Here is a 16,191-nt window from a genome sequence, read left to right as displayed (position 1 = left end):
TCTCATATCTCAAATCTATTGCCTCACAGCTATGAACAAAGAACCCAATAGCCTCATCAACGCTTCTTCGCCTTATTTGTTGCAACATGCCTACAATCCGGTACAATGGTACGAGTGGGGGCCAGCAGCCTTGGCCAAAGCCCAGGCAGAAAACAAGCTCATTTTGGTAAGCATTGGCTACTCGGCCTGCCATTGGTGCCATGTTATGGAACACGAAAGTTTTGAAAGCCATGAGGTGGCCGAGGTGATGAACCAGCATTTTGTGTGCATTAAGGTAGATCGCGAGGAAAGACCCGATATAGACCAGATTTACATGCTGGCCGTACAATTGATGAACGGCAACGGGGGCTGGCCCTTAAATGCCATTTGCCTGCCCGATCAGCGCCCCATTTACGGGGGTACGTATTTTAGAAAGCCAGATTGGATCAATATTCTGCTCAATTTAGCCACTTTGTGGAAAGACGAACCCCAAAAGGCCACCAACTATGCCCAGCGATTGACCGATGGTATTCAACAAGCCGAACAGATTATTCCTTTCCAGGGCGAAACCGATTTCTCGCCGATCCAACTTGCCGAAATTATAGAACCCTGGAAGCGCCATTTCGATATTACCGAAGGCGGCTACAACCGTGCACCCAAATTTCCTTTGCCCAACAATTGGAGTTTTCTGTTGCGCTATGCCTTTTTGGCGCCCGAAGAAGCGGTTTTTACGGCAGTTTGCACTACCCTGGAAGCGATGGCGATGGGTGGCATTTACGATCAGATAGGTGGCGGTTTTGCCCGTTATTCGGTTGACGACAAATGGCATGTGCCCCATTTCGAAAAAATGCTTTACGATAATGCCCAGCTCATTGGGCTATATGCAGAAGCCTATCAATGCCTCAAGTTTCAGCCCTTTGCACAAGTGGTTGTTGATACGATTGATTGGGCCTTTAGCGAGATGAGCGCGCCAAACGGCCTGTTTTATTCGGCCTTAGATGCGGATAGCGAAGGGGTAGAAGGCAAATTTTATGTATGGGACAAAGAAACCTTTGATAAGGTAGTTGGCGAAGAAGATGCGGTGTTATTGGCCGAATACTTCAATGTTACCGCCGAAGGAAACTGGGAAGAGGAAGAAACGAATATTCTAAGAAGAACAATTAACGACGAGGAGATCCTCGCCAGATACGAAATAGATGCAGCAACGCTTTATGATAAAGTAGCTTTGGCCAAAGCCAAATTACTTGATGAAAGAGGCAAACGCGTAAGACCAGGCTTAGACGATAAGTGTTTAACAGCTTGGAACGCCATGATGATCAAGGCTTTGGCCGAAACTTCCCAAATATTAGCTTATGAATTGTATTATGAACGCGCCAAAAAGGCCGCAACTTTTATCCTGAGCGAAATGGTGGCGCCAGATGGCGGCCTATACCGCAACTACAAGAACGGAAAGGCCAGCATTTCGGGCTTTTTAGATGATTATGCCTTGATGATCGAAGCATTAATTGCCCTTTACGAAGCTGATTTTAACGAAGATTGGCTAAGCAAAGCCAAAGCATTAACCGATTATGTATTGGCCAATTTTGCAGACCACACAAACGATATGTTCTTTTATACAGCAGGCAATGGCGAAGCACTGATTGCGCGCAAGCATGAGGTTATGGACAACGTGATTGCATCTTCTAATTCGGTCATGGCCCAAAACCTGCAAAAACTGGGACTGCTTTATGATGAGCAAAGCTACAGCGAAAAAGCATCGGCTATGTTGGCTGCGGTGTTGCCGAGGATCAAGGCTTATGGTTCGGCCTACTCCAACTGGTGCATCCAACTGCTCAATGAGATTTATGGTATCAACGAAATCGCCTTGGCGGGTACAGCTACCGAAAACGTGAAAAAAGAGTTCAACGAGCGGTATATTCCCAATAAAATGATGCTGGGTGGCGCAAAAAGTAGCCTTCCTTTGCTGGAGGGCAAGCTAAGCGAGGAAACAAAAATATATGTTTGCCGAAACAAAACCTGCCAGTTGCCAGTAGGTACGGTTGCCGAAGCCTTAAAATTGATTAATTAATTTTTGAGATAGGGAAGGAGTTGCCAAGATCGTGAAAATAGGTGTTTTAGAGAGGCCAGAATAATTTTTAAGCCAAAGCTAGAAGCCGTCGCTCTTGTTCTCTGTTTGGTTGAGCTCGTTGATCCGTGCTTTAATGCTGGTTATGATTTCATCCTTTCCGGTGTTCTTGGGTTTCATAATCGCTTTCATTTCTGCCCTGAATTGCTTTGCGGTGAGGCCCTCTGTTTCAGCGACAAATTTCCTCACAAAAACGCTTTCGCTGGTAGCCACTATATTGATATAAACGGCCCTCATCATGATAATTGCCATTATCACAAAGACAAATAACATTTTACCGCTGCTCGTAGCGCTAAATGTTTGGATGATGGCAAATGCGCAAAACATGATCGAATAGATCCTGGTAAACCAAATGGCATACTTCCAGTCGGGCGTTATGGCTATTTTGCGGATCAGGGCTACCGATATAAAAACCAGTGGATAGTTAGCTATAAAAATTGCGATAAAGCCTACAAGTACAAATAATGTCCAGTACAGCGATTCGCCAATAGCCGGTTGATAGGCTTCTATTTTATCAAATAGCCAAAAAGTAAGCTTGATGAGGAGGTAAAACTCTATGGTGACGAATATGAACATCATCAACGAATACAGCAGGTTTCTAAATGCATTCATCTTATGGCTTGGTTTTTTCTTCGGTTAAGCGTTATCGAATCAGGATGATCGGCTAAGATAAATAGATTTTGGTATTGTTTTTCTTGTTGTTCCCCATTCTTGTTGCTTTTGCGGCAACAATTAAGGATGGTTTTTTGTTACCCTAATAATTAACCTATATTTGCCGAAATAAAACTTGCCAACTGCCTGTATTTCGGTTGCCGGCAGTAGAATTTATAAATTAAAACAGAACAGAATGAATATCAATTCAAACACCGTAGTGTCTATCACTTATGAGTTGCACACTACTACACCAGAAGGTCAGCAAGTTTTTGTTGAAAAAGCAAACGAAGAGAACCCTTTAGTGTTCTTGTTTGGCGTAGGCATGATGCTGCCAAAATTTGAAGAGCATTTGCAGGGCTTAAAAGCTGGCGACGAATACGGCTTCGAGCTTTCTCCGGCAGAAGGTTATGGCGAAATCGATCCAGCGGCCCACGTTGACCTGCCTATCGATATGTTTAAGGAAGCCGGAGGCGATTTGCCAAATGTTGGCGATGTAATTCCGTTGCAAGACAACCAAGGCAACCATTTCCGTGCAGGTGTAACCGGTGTACACGAAGAATATATTTCGGTTGATTTGAACCACCCAATGGCTGGTAAAAACCTTATTTTTTCAGGAAAGATTTTAACCGTTCGCGAGGCAACTGCCGAAGAATTGAGCCACGGTCATGCACACGGTGCCGATGGCCACTCAGGCCACTAGGGGTTTGGCCTAACTAACAAAAAAGGCGCTGAAATCATTTCAGCGCCTTTTTTATGGGGTTTTTTCAGTTGCGCTTATCGGCCTTGCCACATTTGTCGCAAATGCCATAAGCAATTAAGCTGATGGTATTGGCTGTAAAACCATCAGGAATGTTGATGGCGGGCACTTTGGTTTCTAGGCAATAGATTTTGTGGCAATGGGTACAATTGAAATGCAAATGTTCGTCGTGGTGATGGTGTGCGGTGCAGGCCGACGAGCAGATAGCATAATTGGCCGTACCGTTAAAATCGATAATGCGGTGCAGGATGCCTTTGTCTTCGTAAGTGTTGAGAATACGATATAAGGTTACCCGGTCTATTTCCTTGCCCAACTTCTTTTCCAAATCAGGTTGCGAAATAGCCGCTTTGTCGGCCGCGATCTCTTCGAGTACACGTACCCGCTGACGCGTGTTTTTGAGCTGGTTTTCCCTTAAAATATCTACGGGATTTCTCTTTTGCATGATTATAGTGCTTTGCCTGCCATTAAACTTATCGGCGGACTGTCCATGGCATTGGCCGTGCTTAATTTCAAGGTTCCTTTAATTTTTACCGTTTGGTAGGTAAATTTGATGGGTTCGGTCAGTTCAACCATCACCATAATTGGCACGCCGTTTTTGCCGCAAAAGAAACATTGGTTAATGGGTAGCGTAGAGAGCATGAACTTAGTTTGTTTCATGCCGTCTTTGATCGGCACAATATAGCCCTCCAATTCGAAAGGCTTGTTGGCATGTTTTTTAATTTCATTGCCAAAAATGGCATACATCTCGGTGTCTTTAACGGTTTTAAAGTCAACGCTGCCTATAATATCCCAGTTTTCTGACATGATCTGATCGCTAGGGTCGTGTTGCGCCTTGGCTGCAAATCCGAAGCCGGTTAATAATAAAAGAATGATGCTTAGTTTTTTCATCTGTGGTTTTAGTTTTTGGCAAGTATTTTAGAAATATTAGAACGGTAAGCTTGTAAAGCCGGTATGATAGATGCAAATATACCGATAGCCAGCCCAGCAAGCAAGAGGTAAGCCTCGGATGGGATAAAAACCAGTCCGCTGAGCTTGGCCTGGCTGCTTTCTTGATAATGTGCAATCAATTCCAGTGCCAGGTGCCCCAAACCCATGCCAACGATGGTTCCTATAATGGTCAAGATAAGTCCTTCGAGGATAACAATAACAAACAGTTTGGTTCGTGAAGCCCCCAAAGTACGCATAATGGCCAGGTCGTAGCTTCTTTCTTTAAGCGAGTTGTAAAGATTCACAAATACGCTGATGGCGGCAATGAGCATAATGAGGATCGCAAACCACTGCAGGGTATCAACGCCCACACCAATCAGAGAGAAAAGGCGCGTACTTTCCATAGCCGGTGAGGCCGATTGCAAATTGGTGGCCTGGTTTACCATTCGCGGAAACATGACCACCGACATTGGCGAGCGGTATTGGATCAGCAACGAAGTGATTTCCTGACCCTGGATTTCGCTTGTTGGGTTAGGAGTTGGCGCATCGTGGTGTTCGTGCGCCCCCGCTTTTTCGGGTTCTTCGTGCATTTTCCAAACACTGGCAATATTGGTCAAAATCAAGTTGTCGGTTACGTTGCCTTGCGGAGCCAAAATACCCACTACCTTATAGGCGTGGTCTTTATGCACATCGGAGTTGCCGGTTAAGCCATGCGCACCGAAAAAAGTATCGCCTACCTTTAAGTTTTGGTTTTTGGCCACCGTGGCTCCAATGGTCGCTTCTAAATCGGCTTTCCAGAATTTTCCGTCCTGTACCTTTAATTGATACAGACTGATAAAATTGGTATCGGTTCCCACGATGCGCACCCCATTGTAGTTGTCGCCTAGGGCCAGGGGCGTAGCGCGCTTAACAAAAGGATTATGCGCCAGCTCGTTGGCCTCTTTGAGCGGAATGTTGCCGGTTGGGAAGTCGATGTAGTAGATGCTGCTTAAAATGAGCTGCAAAGGACTGCCTTTGGCTCCAACTACAAGGTCTATATCTTTCGAGTTGTTGTTCAGCTTTTCTTCAATTTGGGTCGAAGCCAACAGCAAAATGGTTAAGATACCTGTACCAAAGGCAATGAGCAAAATATTTAAGGCCGATGAAAGCGGTTTAGCTGCTAAACTCTTCCAACTTATTCTAAAAGGGCTCATGTCAGGTCGTAAGTGTGGGTAAAGGCATCTTTTACTCGTTTATCGTGGGTAGCTACAACCAGGGTGGCTTGGTTTAAGCCCGATTGTTGCAGCAGCAATTCAAGCACCGCTTCGGCATTCTTGTCGTCGAGGCTCGAAGTAGGCTCGTCGGCAATTAACAGGGCAGGTTTATTGATAACGGCCCTGGCAATAGAAATACGTTGCAGCTGTCCTTGGCTCAGCTCGTTGGGGTAAGCATTTTTTTTGTGCAGCATATCCAACGATTTCAGCACCTCGTCTAAGCGTTCGTGGTTTTCGGGCAGTTTGGCAAAACTTTGGGCCAATAATAGGTTTTCGGCAATGGTTAAGCTTTTGATGAGGTGTGGCCTTTGAAAAATAATACCGATCTGCCTGCCCCTAAAACGGTCGAGTGCCTTTGGCGAAAGCTGGTAAATGGAAGTATCGCCGATGCGTACTTCGCCGGCAGTAGGTTTTAAAATACCTGTTAAAATATGCAAAAGCGTGGTTTTTCCACTGCCAGATTGGCCCAGCAACAGCCATTGTTCGCCATTGTTGATCTGCCAGTCCTTAAAACGGAGCTGCTGGTTGCTATTGTAGCTATGTGCTACAGCTTGGATTGAAATCATTGAATAAGCAAAAAAGCCATTGAGCCTTCTGTTTACAAAAATAGTATATGCAATTAAATTGCATTAAAAATTGTGTAAAGGATTTGCTACCGCCTGCATAAAAAAAATCCCACCGGGTTTTAATCCGATGGGAGGTATGGCTTTTAAGCCTAATTGCTTATTTGTACATTTCTTCGCGCTGTTTGGTTACATCGCTGTTGTTGATGTATTCGTCGTAAGTCATCAGTTTATCGATGATGCCCTTAGGCGTAATTTCGATGATGCGGTTGGCAACCGATTCGGTCAGGGCGTGGTCGCGCGAAGTGAACAGCATAGTGCCCTTAAAATCGTTCATGCCATTATTTAAGGCCGTAATCGACTCGAGGTCCAAGTGGTTGGTTGGCTCGTCGAACATCAGGAAATTGGCTTGTTGCAACATCATCCTCGAGAACATGCAACGCATTTTTTCGCCTCCAGAAAGTACTTTTACGTTTTTAAGCACTTCTTCGCCCGAGAACAGCATACGGCCAAGGAAGCTTCTCACAAACTGTTCGTCGGCATCCGTGCCCGAATATTCGCGCAGCCAATCCACCAGATTTTCGTTCTTGCCTTCAAAATAGGTTGAATTGTCATTCGGGATATCAGCGGTGCTGATGGTTACGCCAAACTTGAATTCGCCGGTAAAATCTTTATCATGGCCAGCCAAAATATCGTAAAAAGCAGTGGTGGCCAAACTGTTTTGCGATAAAACGGCAATTTTATCACCTTTGTTTACCATAAAACTGATGTTTTTGAACATCACTTCGCCATTGGCCGTTTTGCCCAGGTTCTCTACCTGCAAAATCTGATCGCCAGCCTCGCGGCCTGCATTGTTGAACATGATGGCCGGATATTTTCGGCTCGAAGCCTTGATTTCCGAGATATCGATCTTATCCAATGCTTTTTTACGTGAGGTAGCCTGTTTAGATTTAGAGGCATTGGCACTAAAGCGCTGGATAAATTCCTGTAGCTCTTTTACTTTCTCTTCCAGTTTTTTGTTCTGGTCGCTGCGTTGTTTCAGGGCCAATTGGCTCGATTCGTACCAGAAAGTATAGTTTCCGGTATAAATGCTCATCTTGCCAAAGTCAATATCAACGATGTGCGTACAAACGGCATCCAAAAAGTGCCTATCGTGGGAAACCACCAAAACAATGTTCTGGTAGTCGGCCAAGAAGTTCTCTAGCCAGGCAATGGTATCGATGTCCAAGTCGTTGGTAGGCTCATCGAGCAACAGGATATCCGGATTGCCGAAAAGGGCTTGTGCCAAAAGCACACGTACTTTTTGGTTGCCATCCAATTCCTTCAGCAATTTGTAATGGTGTTCTTCTTTTATGCCCAAGTTGCTCAACAGGGTAGCGGCATTGCTCTCCATGTTCCAGCCGTCTTTTTCGGCAAACAGATTTTCCAGCTCGCCGGCACGCTCGCCATCTTTCTCCGTGAAATCTTCTTTCAGGTAAATGGCGTCTTTTTCCTTCATGATGTCGTACAGCTCTTTGTGACCCATCATTACGGTTTCGATGACCGAAAATTCGTCAAACTCGTAGTGGTTCTGCTTCAATACGGCCATGCGCTCGCCGGGCGTAAAGGCTACACTGCCGGTCGTGGCACTTACATCGCCAGAAAGGATCTTTAGGAAAGTAGATTTACCTGCGCCATTGGCCCCAATTACACCATAGCAGTTGCCGTGTGTAAACTTAAGGTTAACTTCTTCAAAAAGAGTGCGTTTGCCGTAGCGCAGGGATAAGTTAGAAACTGAAATCATGTTGCTGAAAAATAAGCTGCAAAGGTACGTATTTTTTTTGCTTATACCTAGGCTTTTGCACTTTGCGAGGGATTGCAACCAATAAAAAAAGGCAACCTTTTTGAGATTGCCTGGCTATGGTGGGCTTTAATGCTTAGTTCCAGTTGAAACGTTTATGGCCGTCGTTATTTGAGAAGGAAATCTCGGTAGCCACTTTAAATTCTGAGGCTACACCTTTGCCTTCGTACATGGCAGGAACCCAGTCGATTACAAAAGCCTTGCTTTTTCCAGATACGCTGATGCTTCTTTTGATTTTGTCGAAAATGTAGTTAACCTGGTATTTCGCCTGTCCGTTTGCATCTACTTTAGCTACGATTTCGAGGTTGGTTGGGGTAGCGTATTGCATATGCGGCTGTGGAAAAACATCTGAAATCTCTTTTTTAAGGAAAGAAATATATTGATCGAGCGGACATACCGGCACGCTGATGCTTGCATTTTTTACAGCCTCAGGGTTTTTGTCTAAGATTACGATTTCGGCTTTTTTAATGGCTACGGTGTCGATGAACAAAATCTTTTTCTGATCGTAATTGTATCTTAAAAAAAGGCTTTTGTCGTTGTTGAAGCAATACCAGTTACCCGTTCTTTTGTTATCAGTATAGCTGCCCCTAATGGTTACATTATCTTTGGTATTCTGCACAGAATATGCACCATGTAATTCGTTTTTTTCGTTAACGTGATAAATCAGTTTAGAGTCATCAATGAGTTTAGCTTCCTTCTGGATACCATCGATTAAGGTAAAAGAAAACAGAGAAGCTCCCAGAACCAAAGAAGACAGAATTAAATTTTTCATTTTTATTTGGGTTAGTTTAGTATTTAAAGTTACTTATTTTAGCAAATCCAAACAAGTTTTATGGATAAAATTGAATTGAAAACTATTTTGGCCCAAACCATTGGAAAAGAAAAAGTAGTTTATCTGTCTAATATCGTTGCAAAGCACCATATCCCAGTAAAAGACCTTGTCGACCTTACTTTTGATAGCGACGATAAAGTTTCGTTCAGGGCGGCTTGGATATTGGAAAATGTTTACGTTAGCCGGCCGGCAGATTTTTTACCCGCGGCAGCCTATTTTTTAAACCGTTTTGCCGCGCAGGATAATCTTTCTTGCAGGAGGCATTATGGCAAGATACTGGCCCTCATGACCAAGAGAAATGCACCTCAAGCCATTAAGGAGGTACTAGCACAACATCCTTTGGATGCTTTGGTCGAAACTTCGTTTGCCTGGCTTATCGACGAGGAAGTTCCGGTTGCCATCAAATCGCATATGTTAAATATTCTGGCCAATTTAAGCGCCAGGCAAGATTGGATCAGGGACGAATTGCTCCAAACGATGGATTGCCTGGTGAATAAAGAAAGCATTGCCTTTTTTGCCAAAGCAAAACAGATCAGGAAACAGTTAAAGGTGAAGCCTGGCGCCTATAGCAGATAGGTCATTATTCGGTAGCCGGTTTGCGGGTTTGGTTGAACAATTAACAATACAAAGATAAATCGCAGTTTCGAAATGCCTATTTTTGGACCCATGAACAATACATACGAAATTCTATCAAAAGTTATCAAAAATAGACGGAGCATTTTTCCGGCAAGCTATACCAATAAAGAAATCCCAACCGAAATAATCGAGCAGATTTTGGAAAGCGCCAATTATGCACCGACCCATAAATTGACCCAGCCTTGGCGTTTTACTGTAATCAGAAAAGAAGGAAAGGCCAAATTGGGCGAAACCTTGGGCCAGCTTTATCAGGCGGGTGTTCCGGCAGAGAAGTTTTTACAGAAAAAATTCGACAGTTTCGGCGAAAAAACCTCGCAGGCCTCTTGTATCTTGGCCATCAATATCCAGTTTAGCCCAGATAAATTGCCCGCTTGGGAAGAAATAGCCGCCACAGCTTGTGCCGTACAAAATATTGCCTTAACTGCCGAAGCCCTAAACGTAGGCGCTTACTGGAGTTCGCCACCATTGATCGAGCATTTGGACGAGTTTTTGGGATTAGCACCAAACGAAAAATGCTATGGCCTTTTTTACATGGGCTACCACAACGAAGAAGTACGCGAAGCCAACAGAACGCCAATGGCCGAAAAAGTAACCTGGATCGAAGGCTAGGGAGTTGGTTAGTCCGTGGTCAATAGTGCTATTGGAGTTAGTGCTAAGGCGATTGCGAATGAGCACTATTCGGGCTAACCAAACATTTTAACTTTCCGGTCTTTCAACTTTTCAACCTTCTAACTTTACAACTTAATCTGGACATGAATATCAAAACCTCATTATACCAACTGTGTTTAGCTTTTGTAGAAAAACGTATTGAAACAGCTAAAACCGCCTTGCAACAGGCAAGAGAGGCCAGCAACGACGACACCAAGAGCAGTGCCGGCGATAAGTTCGAAACCAGTAGGGAAATGGCGCAACAGGATATCGAGCGCAACATGCGCCTGCTGAGCGATGCAGAGGAGCAACTGAAAGGTTTGGAACTGATGAAGGAGCTGGCACCAACAATGCAGGTAAGAAACGGCAGCTTGGTCTTCACCGACCAAGGCAATTTTTACTTGAGCATCAGTGCCGGACAATTACAACTTGATCAAACGGCTTATTTTGCCATTTCGGTAGCCTCGCCCATTGGCAAATTGTTTTTAGGCAAACAAAAAGGGGATATGGTCGATTTTAACGGAAAGCAATATAAAATCAGCGAAGTACTCTAACAAAAAAGCCGGCGATTAGCCGGCTTTTTTGTTAGAAACTATTCTTAATGCTGTTGCTTAGTGTTTTAGGGCTCCAATAGCCACTGGCAATAATCCTTCTGATGGTGAATAATGGATCTTTCTCGTCGCGTTTGGTAGCTAACTGAAAAGCCATTCTGAAACCACGCTTTTTAAGTTCCGGAATGCCTTCTGCGTTCCACAAGCCAAATGGATAGGCAAACTCCGTCATTTTCTTGCCGGTAATCTCCTCCAGTTTTTTAGTAGGCTTGTCTAGTTGTTCTTCCCAGTCTTTGCCCGCATATTTTTTAAAGTTCTTGTGGTCGTAGGTATGGCTTCCGATCACGTTGCCTTCTGCTGCCAATTGCTTAATCTGGTCGGCGCTCATGTAATCAACAAATTTTCCCTTTTTGCCAATAGAAACGGTCATGATAAAATAAACTGCTTTGTAGCCGTATTTCTGCAAGGTTGGACGAACAACCGTAAATTGGTCGAGGTCGGTATCGTCAAAAGTAAGCATGATGGGCTTGCTAGGCAGGGGTGCGCCAGTATTGAGGTAGGCGTAAAGTTGGTCTGGCAAAATGGTATGGTAACCGCTGTCGGCCAGCATTTTGATCTGGTCTTTAAAGTTTTGGATTTCTACAATATAGTCTTTGCCTACTTTTCCATCGGTTGGCTTCCAGTTACGAACCTGGTGGTAACACAAAATAGGCACTTGTTTGCGTGCCAAGATGGTTTTAGCATCGGCTACTTTGATGTTGCCATTTGCTGTTTGAGGTGTAGTAGCTGCAGCAGGGCTTGTTGCCTGTGCATTTGCGGTACTATCGCCTCCAGCCTGGGTAGCGCTTGGTTGCGATTTGGATTGGCAGCCTAGGACTAAAATCAGCGAAGCGGCCAAAAGTGATAAGAAAGTTTTTCTCATGGTTAATATTTATGTTACAAAACTATGAAAACAAGGGGGATTTGATGGCAAAATTTTTCGGGTGTGGATAAAAATAGATGATTGGTAGCAGAAAAATAGGCGAATCCCAATTTTCCTATCTTTTTTACAATTAAAACTATGGCCAACAGTACATTTTAAATAAATTAGGCGCTTCAATTTATCAATCAACTATGTAATGAAAAAACTTTACTTCTTTTTGTTTTTTGTTTCCTTGTTGGGCGTACAGGCTTTTGCACAAACCAAAACCATATCGCTAACAGAAACTACTCCAGCTCCTGAACGAGCAAACTATCAAGCCGCTGCCCGTTTCTCGCCAAATAAGTTGAGAAAAATTATTTACTCGACAGCGGTAGATCCACATTGGCTCAAGTTGAGCAACCGTTTTTGGTATCAGTATGAAACGCCAAACGGCAAGCAATGGTATATTGTTGAACCAGCGGCCAGAAGCAAAAAAATGCTGTTCGACCCGGCCAAAATGGCCGCGCAGATTACCATGATTATCCGCGATCCTTTTGATGCGCAGCACCTGCCTATCGAAAACCTCAAGTTTGCCAAAGACGAAAAAAGCATCACTTTCGAAGTGAGAAGCACTACCGATGAGGTAAAACCCGACAGAAAAGACAAAAAAGCAGCCGATTCGATGCAAAAGAAAATCTATTCTTTCAACTACGAACTGGCCAGTCAAAAACTGACCGAAATCCCAAACTTTCAAAAGCCTAAGGCCAAGCCGTCATGGGGGTCGGTAGCACCCGATTCTTCGGCCATTATTTTCTCGCGCAACTATAACCTGTATTGGATGGATAAAGAGAACTACAAAAAAGCGGTTAAGAACGAAGAAGACAGCACTATTGTAGAGCACCAATTGACCAAAGATGGTGTGAAGTTCTATTCGTACGGTAGCGACGGCGATGGCGAAAACAACGAAGAAAACATCAAAAACAACAAGAAAAGACGTGGAGCTTATGTATTGTGGTCGCCAGATTCTAAATATTTTGTTTTAGACAGAACCGATTCGCGTCAGGTTAAAGACCTTTGGGTAATCAACAGCGTTTCGGCTGGTCGCCCAACCTTAGAAACTTACAAATACCAGATGCCGGGCGAGAAAGAAGCGCCGATTGACGAGTTTGTATTGTTCGATTTTGCAAAGAAAACCTACAAAACCATCAATACTACCGCGTTTAAAGACCAAAGCATTTCGGCTTGGGGCAAAGAATCGCTAAACAAAGACCGCGACAATGAGTTCCGCCCGTCTATTTGGCTGGGCGATAACAGCAAGTTTTATTTTGCCCGTACCAGCAGGGATTTGAAACGCATCGATATCTGTACCATTGATATCAATACCGGTAAGGTAACTACCCTCATCGAAGAGCGTTTTAATACTTATGTAGAGGTACAACGCCCAGGATTAATTGATGGAGGCAAGGAAATTATCCACTGGAGCGAACGCGACGGCTGGGGGCATTTCTACCTGTTTGATGGCAATGGTAAATTGAAAAATCAAATTACTTCGGGATCTTTCCACTGCGAAGGCATCGTTAACATCGACCAGAAAAACCGCGTGCTTTATTTTACGGCCAATGGTCGCGAAGCGAAGGAAGACCCTTATTACCTGCACCTTTACCGCATCAATTTTGATGGTACAGGAATGAAATTGCTGAACAGTGGCGATTTTGACCATCAAGTAAACATGAACGACGAGAACAAATTCCTAGTAGATAATTTCTCGCGTGTCAATACTGTTCCTAAATCTGTTTTGCTGGATAACGAAGGCAATAAGGTGATGGACTTGGAAACTGCCGACCTGTCTTTGCTGATGGCTACCGGCTACAAGTTTCCTGAACCTTTCAAGGTGAAAGCCGACGATGGCATTACCGATTTGTATGGCGTCATGTACAAGCCTTTCAATTTCGATCCAAACAAGAAATACCCGATTATCGAGTACGTTTATCCGGGCCCTCAAACCGAGGCGGTAAACAAATCGTTTGGCCGTGCCATGGACCGTGTTGACCGTTTGGCGCAACTGGGCTACATTGTCATTACCGTGGGTAACCGTGGCGGCAATCCGGCGCGTTCTAAATGGTACCATACTTATGGCTATGGCAACCTGCGCGATTATGGTTTGGCCGATAAAAAAGCAGCTATTGAGCAACTGGCCGATAAATATTCGTTCATCGATGCCAACAGGGTAGGTATTACCGGTCACTCGGGAGGTGGTTTCATGTCAACCGCGGCCATGTTGGTTTATCCAGATTTCTTTAAAGTGGCCGTATCTGCGGCGGGTAACCATGACAATAGCATCTACAACCGCTGGTGGAGCGAAAAGCACCATGGCGTAAAAGAGATCGTGTCGGCCAAAGGCGATACCACCTTCAAATATTCGATCGACAAAAATCCTGACCTGGCTAAAAACCTGAAAGGCCATTTATTGCTCATGCATGGCGATATCGACAACAACGTACATCCAGCCAACTCTATCCGTGTAGCCAATGCCTTGATCAGGGCTGGCAAAAGGTTCGACTTTATGATTGTTCCGGGGCAGCGCCACGGTTTTGGCGACATGACCGAATACATGTTCTGGCGCTTGGCCGATTATTTTAACAATTACCTGCTCAACGATTTTTCGCAGTCTGTAAACGTAAACATTACCGAAATGGACAGGGAAATAGAACGCAAGCAATAACATCAGCAACAAATAAGCCTCGAATTTTCGAGGCTTATTTGTTTTAAAACCTTATTTTAGGTATTCCTAAACCCGCTAAACAAATGAAAAAACAATTACTCGTACTGTCGGTGGGCATGCTAGCTTTAGCCTCCTGCCAATCGTCAGGTCAAAAATCGGCAGGCGTAGAAGCCGATTCCGCATCGCTAAAAGCCATTAACGATTCTGCCTTCGCCAAACACATCGCCGTGCTGGCTTCCGACGATTTTGAAGGGCGCAAGCCATTTACCGCCGGAGAAACCAAAACCATCAATTACCTGAAAGGTGAATTCGAAAAACTGGGCCTGAAACCGGGCAATGGCGACAGCTATTTTCAGCAGGTGCCGATGGTTGATATCAAATCGACCCCAGCCGGAGCCATGGCCATTAAAGGAGCTACAGGAAGCCTGAGCCTTAAATACCTCGACGATTTTGTGGCCGCCACCCGCCATGTAACCAATCAGGTGAAAGTTGAGAACTCCGAGATGGTTTTTGCCGGCTATGGCATTGTGGCACCAGAGTACAAATGGAACGACTACGAAGGCCTGGATGTGAAGGGCAAAACCGTTGTGGTATTGGTAAACGATCCGGGTTTTTCAGACTCGACTTTGTTTAAGGGCAAAACCATGACTTATTACGGCCGTTGGACTTACAAGTTTGAAGAGGCGGCCCGTCAAGGCGCTACTGGGATCATCATCATCCACGACACGGCACCGGCAAGCTATCCTTGGAGCGTAGTGAGAAGCGGCTGGTCTAAATCGAAACTGTATTTGGACTCCAAAGACAATAACCGTTCGAGGGCTTTAATGGAAGGCTGGATTACCCAAGAGGTAGCCAAGAACCTATTTAAAATGGCCGGCAAATCGGAAGATTTGATGAAACAGGCTGGGAAACCTGGCTTTAAACCGGTTGATTTGGGGCTCAAAGTGTCGCTAACCATTAACAATGCCATCAAAAAATCGGTTTCCAACAATGTGGTGGCAGTTTTGCCGGGCACCAAAAGAGCCAACGAATACTTGATCTATTCGGGCCATTGGGACCACCTGGGCAAGGGCGAAGCCATTAACGGCGATTCGATTTATAACGGCGCGGTTGACAATGCCACCGGAACAGCGGCTTTGTTGCTCTTGGCCGATGCCTTTAAAAAAGCCAAGCACCAGCCTGAGCGTTCTATTTTGTTTATTGCCTTAACAGGCGAGGAACAGGGCTTGCTGGGTTCAGAGTATTATGCTTCGCATCCTTTGGTTCCAGTAAACAAAACGGTTGCCGATATCAACATCGATGCCATGGAGGCTTCGGGGATGACCAAAGATATTGTTGTAGTAGGCTATGGCCAGTCAGAATTGGAAGACTACTTGGCCGAAGCAGCCAAAAAGCAGGAGCGTGTAGTAGCCAAAGATCCTAATCCTTCAGCAGGCTCGTATTTCAGGTCAGACCACTTCAATTTTGCCAAAGTGGGTATTCCGGCATTGTACACCGGCAACGGCATTAACAATGTAAAGCACGGTGAAGCTTGGGGCAAGGCGCAGCAAGAAGATTATACCAAAAACCGTTACCATGCGCCTGCAGATAATTTTGAACCAGCTAAATGGGATTTTTCGGGTATGGTGGCCGATTTGAGATTGTTATTTGAGGTGGGCTATCGCCTCAGCAACGAAAGTACCTTTCCGGGATGGAAAGAAGGCTCTGAATTTAAGGCCATTAGGGCCAAGAGCATGAAATAGAAATTACGGAAGTATATGATTAACCCCTCGTTTATTGCTAAACTGAGGGGTTTTTTATACA

General features: G+C 44.6%; 15 protein-coding genes. 7 read left to right on the top strand and 8 right to left on the bottom strand.

Annotated features, from left to right (window positions below; all coding sequences use genetic code 11):
* Window positions 1-31: 31 nt before the first annotated feature.
* Window positions 32-2,047 carry a thioredoxin domain-containing protein gene (locus AC6H1S_RS11935; RefSeq protein WP_497563750.1) on the top strand — a complete coding sequence of 672 codons (2,016 nt, stop codon included), beginning with the start codon at window positions 32-34 and terminating at the stop codon, window positions 2,045-2,047.
* A 78-nt stretch (window positions 2,048-2,125) separates the two neighbouring features.
* Here AC6H1S_RS11935 and AC6H1S_RS11930 read toward each other — a convergent pair whose 3' ends face one another.
* Window positions 2,126-2,716, bottom strand: coding sequence for a hypothetical protein (locus AC6H1S_RS11930; protein ID WP_497563749.1), 591 nt, complete (start codon window positions 2,714-2,716; stop codon window positions 2,126-2,128).
* Window positions 2,717-2,951: 235 nt separating this feature from the next.
* On the opposite strand from AC6H1S_RS11930, the gene AC6H1S_RS11925 reads away from it, so the two are divergent.
* Window positions 2,952-3,458, top strand: a complete 507-nt coding sequence (locus AC6H1S_RS11925; RefSeq protein WP_199138619.1) for an FKBP-type peptidyl-prolyl cis-trans isomerase — start codon at window positions 2,952-2,954, stop codon at window positions 3,456-3,458.
* A 64-nt stretch (window positions 3,459-3,522) separates the two neighbouring features.
* Here the strand turns inward: AC6H1S_RS11925 and AC6H1S_RS11920 are convergent, their stop codons facing one another.
* The 6 genes from AC6H1S_RS11920 to AC6H1S_RS11895 all read right to left on the bottom strand — a co-directional run bounded on the left by AC6H1S_RS11920 (window position 3,523) and on the right by AC6H1S_RS11895 (window position 8,870).
* On the bottom strand, window positions 3,523-3,957 hold the full coding sequence (locus AC6H1S_RS11920; RefSeq protein ID WP_199138621.1) for a Fur family transcriptional regulator: 435 nt from the start codon (window positions 3,955-3,957) through the stop codon (window positions 3,523-3,525).
* 2 nt (window positions 3,958-3,959) lie between these two features.
* Entirely contained in the window at window positions 3,960-4,403 is a 444-nt protein-coding gene (locus tag AC6H1S_RS11915) for a hypothetical protein (RefSeq protein WP_199138623.1), read from the bottom strand.
* Window positions 4,404-4,411: 8 nt separating this feature from the next.
* Window positions 4,412-5,635, bottom strand: a complete 1,224-nt coding sequence (locus AC6H1S_RS11910; protein WP_199138626.1) for an ABC transporter permease — start codon at window positions 5,633-5,635, stop codon at window positions 4,412-4,414.
* Window positions 5,632-6,261, bottom strand: coding sequence for an ABC transporter ATP-binding protein (locus AC6H1S_RS11905; RefSeq protein WP_199138628.1), 630 nt, complete (start codon window positions 6,259-6,261; stop codon window positions 5,632-5,634). The genes AC6H1S_RS11910 and AC6H1S_RS11905 overlap by 4 nt, the downstream gene beginning before the upstream one ends.
* Window positions 6,262-6,418: 157 nt before the next feature.
* Complete coding sequence (locus AC6H1S_RS11900) at window positions 6,419-8,041, bottom strand: ABC-F family ATP-binding cassette domain-containing protein (protein ID WP_497563748.1); 1,623 nt, start codon at window positions 8,039-8,041, stop codon at window positions 6,419-6,421.
* A gap of 133 nt (window positions 8,042-8,174) precedes the next feature.
* Window positions 8,175-8,870 carry a hypothetical protein gene (locus tag AC6H1S_RS11895; RefSeq protein WP_497563747.1) on the bottom strand — a complete coding sequence of 232 codons (696 nt, stop codon included), beginning with the start codon at window positions 8,868-8,870 and terminating at the stop codon, window positions 8,175-8,177.
* Window positions 8,871-8,930: 60 nt separating this feature from the next.
* On the opposite strand from AC6H1S_RS11895, the gene AC6H1S_RS11890 reads away from it, so the two are divergent.
* The 3 genes from AC6H1S_RS11890 (at window position 8,931) to AC6H1S_RS11880 (ending at window position 10,768) form a co-directional block, all read left to right on the top strand.
* Window positions 8,931-9,506: a HEAT-like fold family protein gene (locus AC6H1S_RS11890; RefSeq protein WP_497563746.1), complete on the top strand. Its 576-nt coding sequence runs from the start codon at window positions 8,931-8,933 to the stop codon at window positions 9,504-9,506.
* A gap of 90 nt (window positions 9,507-9,596) precedes the next feature.
* Window positions 9,597-10,175, top strand: a complete 579-nt coding sequence (locus tag AC6H1S_RS11885; RefSeq protein ID WP_497563745.1) for a nitroreductase family protein — start codon at window positions 9,597-9,599, stop codon at window positions 10,173-10,175.
* A gap of 143 nt (window positions 10,176-10,318) precedes the next feature.
* Complete coding sequence (locus AC6H1S_RS11880; protein WP_199139060.1) at window positions 10,319-10,768, top strand: 3-oxoacyl-ACP synthase; 450 nt, start codon at window positions 10,319-10,321, stop codon at window positions 10,766-10,768.
* Between the two features lie 31 nt (window positions 10,769-10,799).
* On the opposite strand, the gene AC6H1S_RS11875 is transcribed toward AC6H1S_RS11880, so the two are convergent.
* Window positions 10,800-11,687, bottom strand: coding sequence for a polysaccharide deacetylase family protein (locus AC6H1S_RS11875; RefSeq protein WP_497563744.1), 888 nt, complete (start codon window positions 11,685-11,687; stop codon window positions 10,800-10,802).
* Between the two features lie 196 nt (window positions 11,688-11,883).
* On the opposite strand from AC6H1S_RS11875, the gene AC6H1S_RS11870 reads away from it, so the two are divergent.
* A complete protein-coding gene (locus AC6H1S_RS11870) occupies window positions 11,884-14,388 on the top strand; it encodes a S9 family peptidase (protein ID WP_497563743.1) in 2,505 nt (834 codons plus the stop codon).
* 83 nt (window positions 14,389-14,471) lie between these two features.
* Complete coding sequence (locus AC6H1S_RS11865; protein WP_497563742.1) at window positions 14,472-16,130, top strand: M28 family metallopeptidase; 1,659 nt, start codon at window positions 14,472-14,474, stop codon at window positions 16,128-16,130.
* Window positions 16,131-16,191 lie beyond the last annotated feature (61 nt).

It is taken from the genome of Pedobacter sp. TM02 (assembly GCF_059705275.1).
The sequence above is the reverse complement of the archived record's forward strand: the minus strand, read 5'-3'. Positions and strand labels throughout refer to the sequence as shown.

What these genes read in the sequence shown, in the direction of transcription:
- AC6H1S_RS11935 (WP_497563750.1), top strand. Translation starts at nt 32, where the DNA reads ATGAACAAAGAACCCAATAGCCTCATCAACGCTTCTTCGCCTTATTTG.
- AC6H1S_RS11930 (WP_497563749.1), bottom strand. Translation starts at nt 2,716, where the DNA reads ATGAATGCATTTAGAAACCTGCTGTATTCGTTGATGATGTTCATATTC.
- AC6H1S_RS11925 (WP_199138619.1), top strand. Translation starts at nt 2,952, where the DNA reads ATGAATATCAATTCAAACACCGTAGTGTCTATCACTTATGAGTTGCAC.
- AC6H1S_RS11920 (WP_199138621.1), bottom strand. Translation starts at nt 3,957, where the DNA reads ATGCAAAAGAGAAATCCCGTAGATATTTTAAGGGAAAACCAGCTCAAA.
- AC6H1S_RS11915 (WP_199138623.1), bottom strand. Translation starts at nt 4,403, where the DNA reads ATGAAAAAACTAAGCATCATTCTTTTATTATTAACCGGCTTCGGATTT.
- AC6H1S_RS11910 (WP_199138626.1), bottom strand. Translation starts at nt 5,635, where the DNA reads ATGAGCCCTTTTAGAATAAGTTGGAAGAGTTTAGCAGCTAAACCGCTT.
- AC6H1S_RS11905 (WP_199138628.1), bottom strand. Translation starts at nt 6,261, where the DNA reads ATGATTTCAATCCAAGCTGTAGCACATAGCTACAATAGCAACCAGCAG.
- AC6H1S_RS11900 (WP_497563748.1), bottom strand. Translation starts at nt 8,041, where the DNA reads ATGATTTCAGTTTCTAACTTATCCCTGCGCTACGGCAAACGCACTCTT.
- AC6H1S_RS11895 (WP_497563747.1), bottom strand. Translation starts at nt 8,870, where the DNA reads ATGAAAAATTTAATTCTGTCTTCTTTGGTTCTGGGAGCTTCTCTGTTT.
- AC6H1S_RS11890 (WP_497563746.1), top strand. Translation starts at nt 8,931, where the DNA reads ATGGATAAAATTGAATTGAAAACTATTTTGGCCCAAACCATTGGAAAA.
- AC6H1S_RS11885 (WP_497563745.1), top strand. Translation starts at nt 9,597, where the DNA reads ATGAACAATACATACGAAATTCTATCAAAAGTTATCAAAAATAGACGG.
- AC6H1S_RS11880 (WP_199139060.1), top strand. Translation starts at nt 10,319, where the DNA reads ATGAATATCAAAACCTCATTATACCAACTGTGTTTAGCTTTTGTAGAA.
- AC6H1S_RS11875 (WP_497563744.1), bottom strand. Translation starts at nt 11,687, where the DNA reads ATGAGAAAAACTTTCTTATCACTTTTGGCCGCTTCGCTGATTTTAGTC.
- AC6H1S_RS11870 (WP_497563743.1), top strand. Translation starts at nt 11,884, where the DNA reads ATGAAAAAACTTTACTTCTTTTTGTTTTTTGTTTCCTTGTTGGGCGTA.
- AC6H1S_RS11865 (WP_497563742.1), top strand. Translation starts at nt 14,472, where the DNA reads ATGAAAAAACAATTACTCGTACTGTCGGTGGGCATGCTAGCTTTAGCC.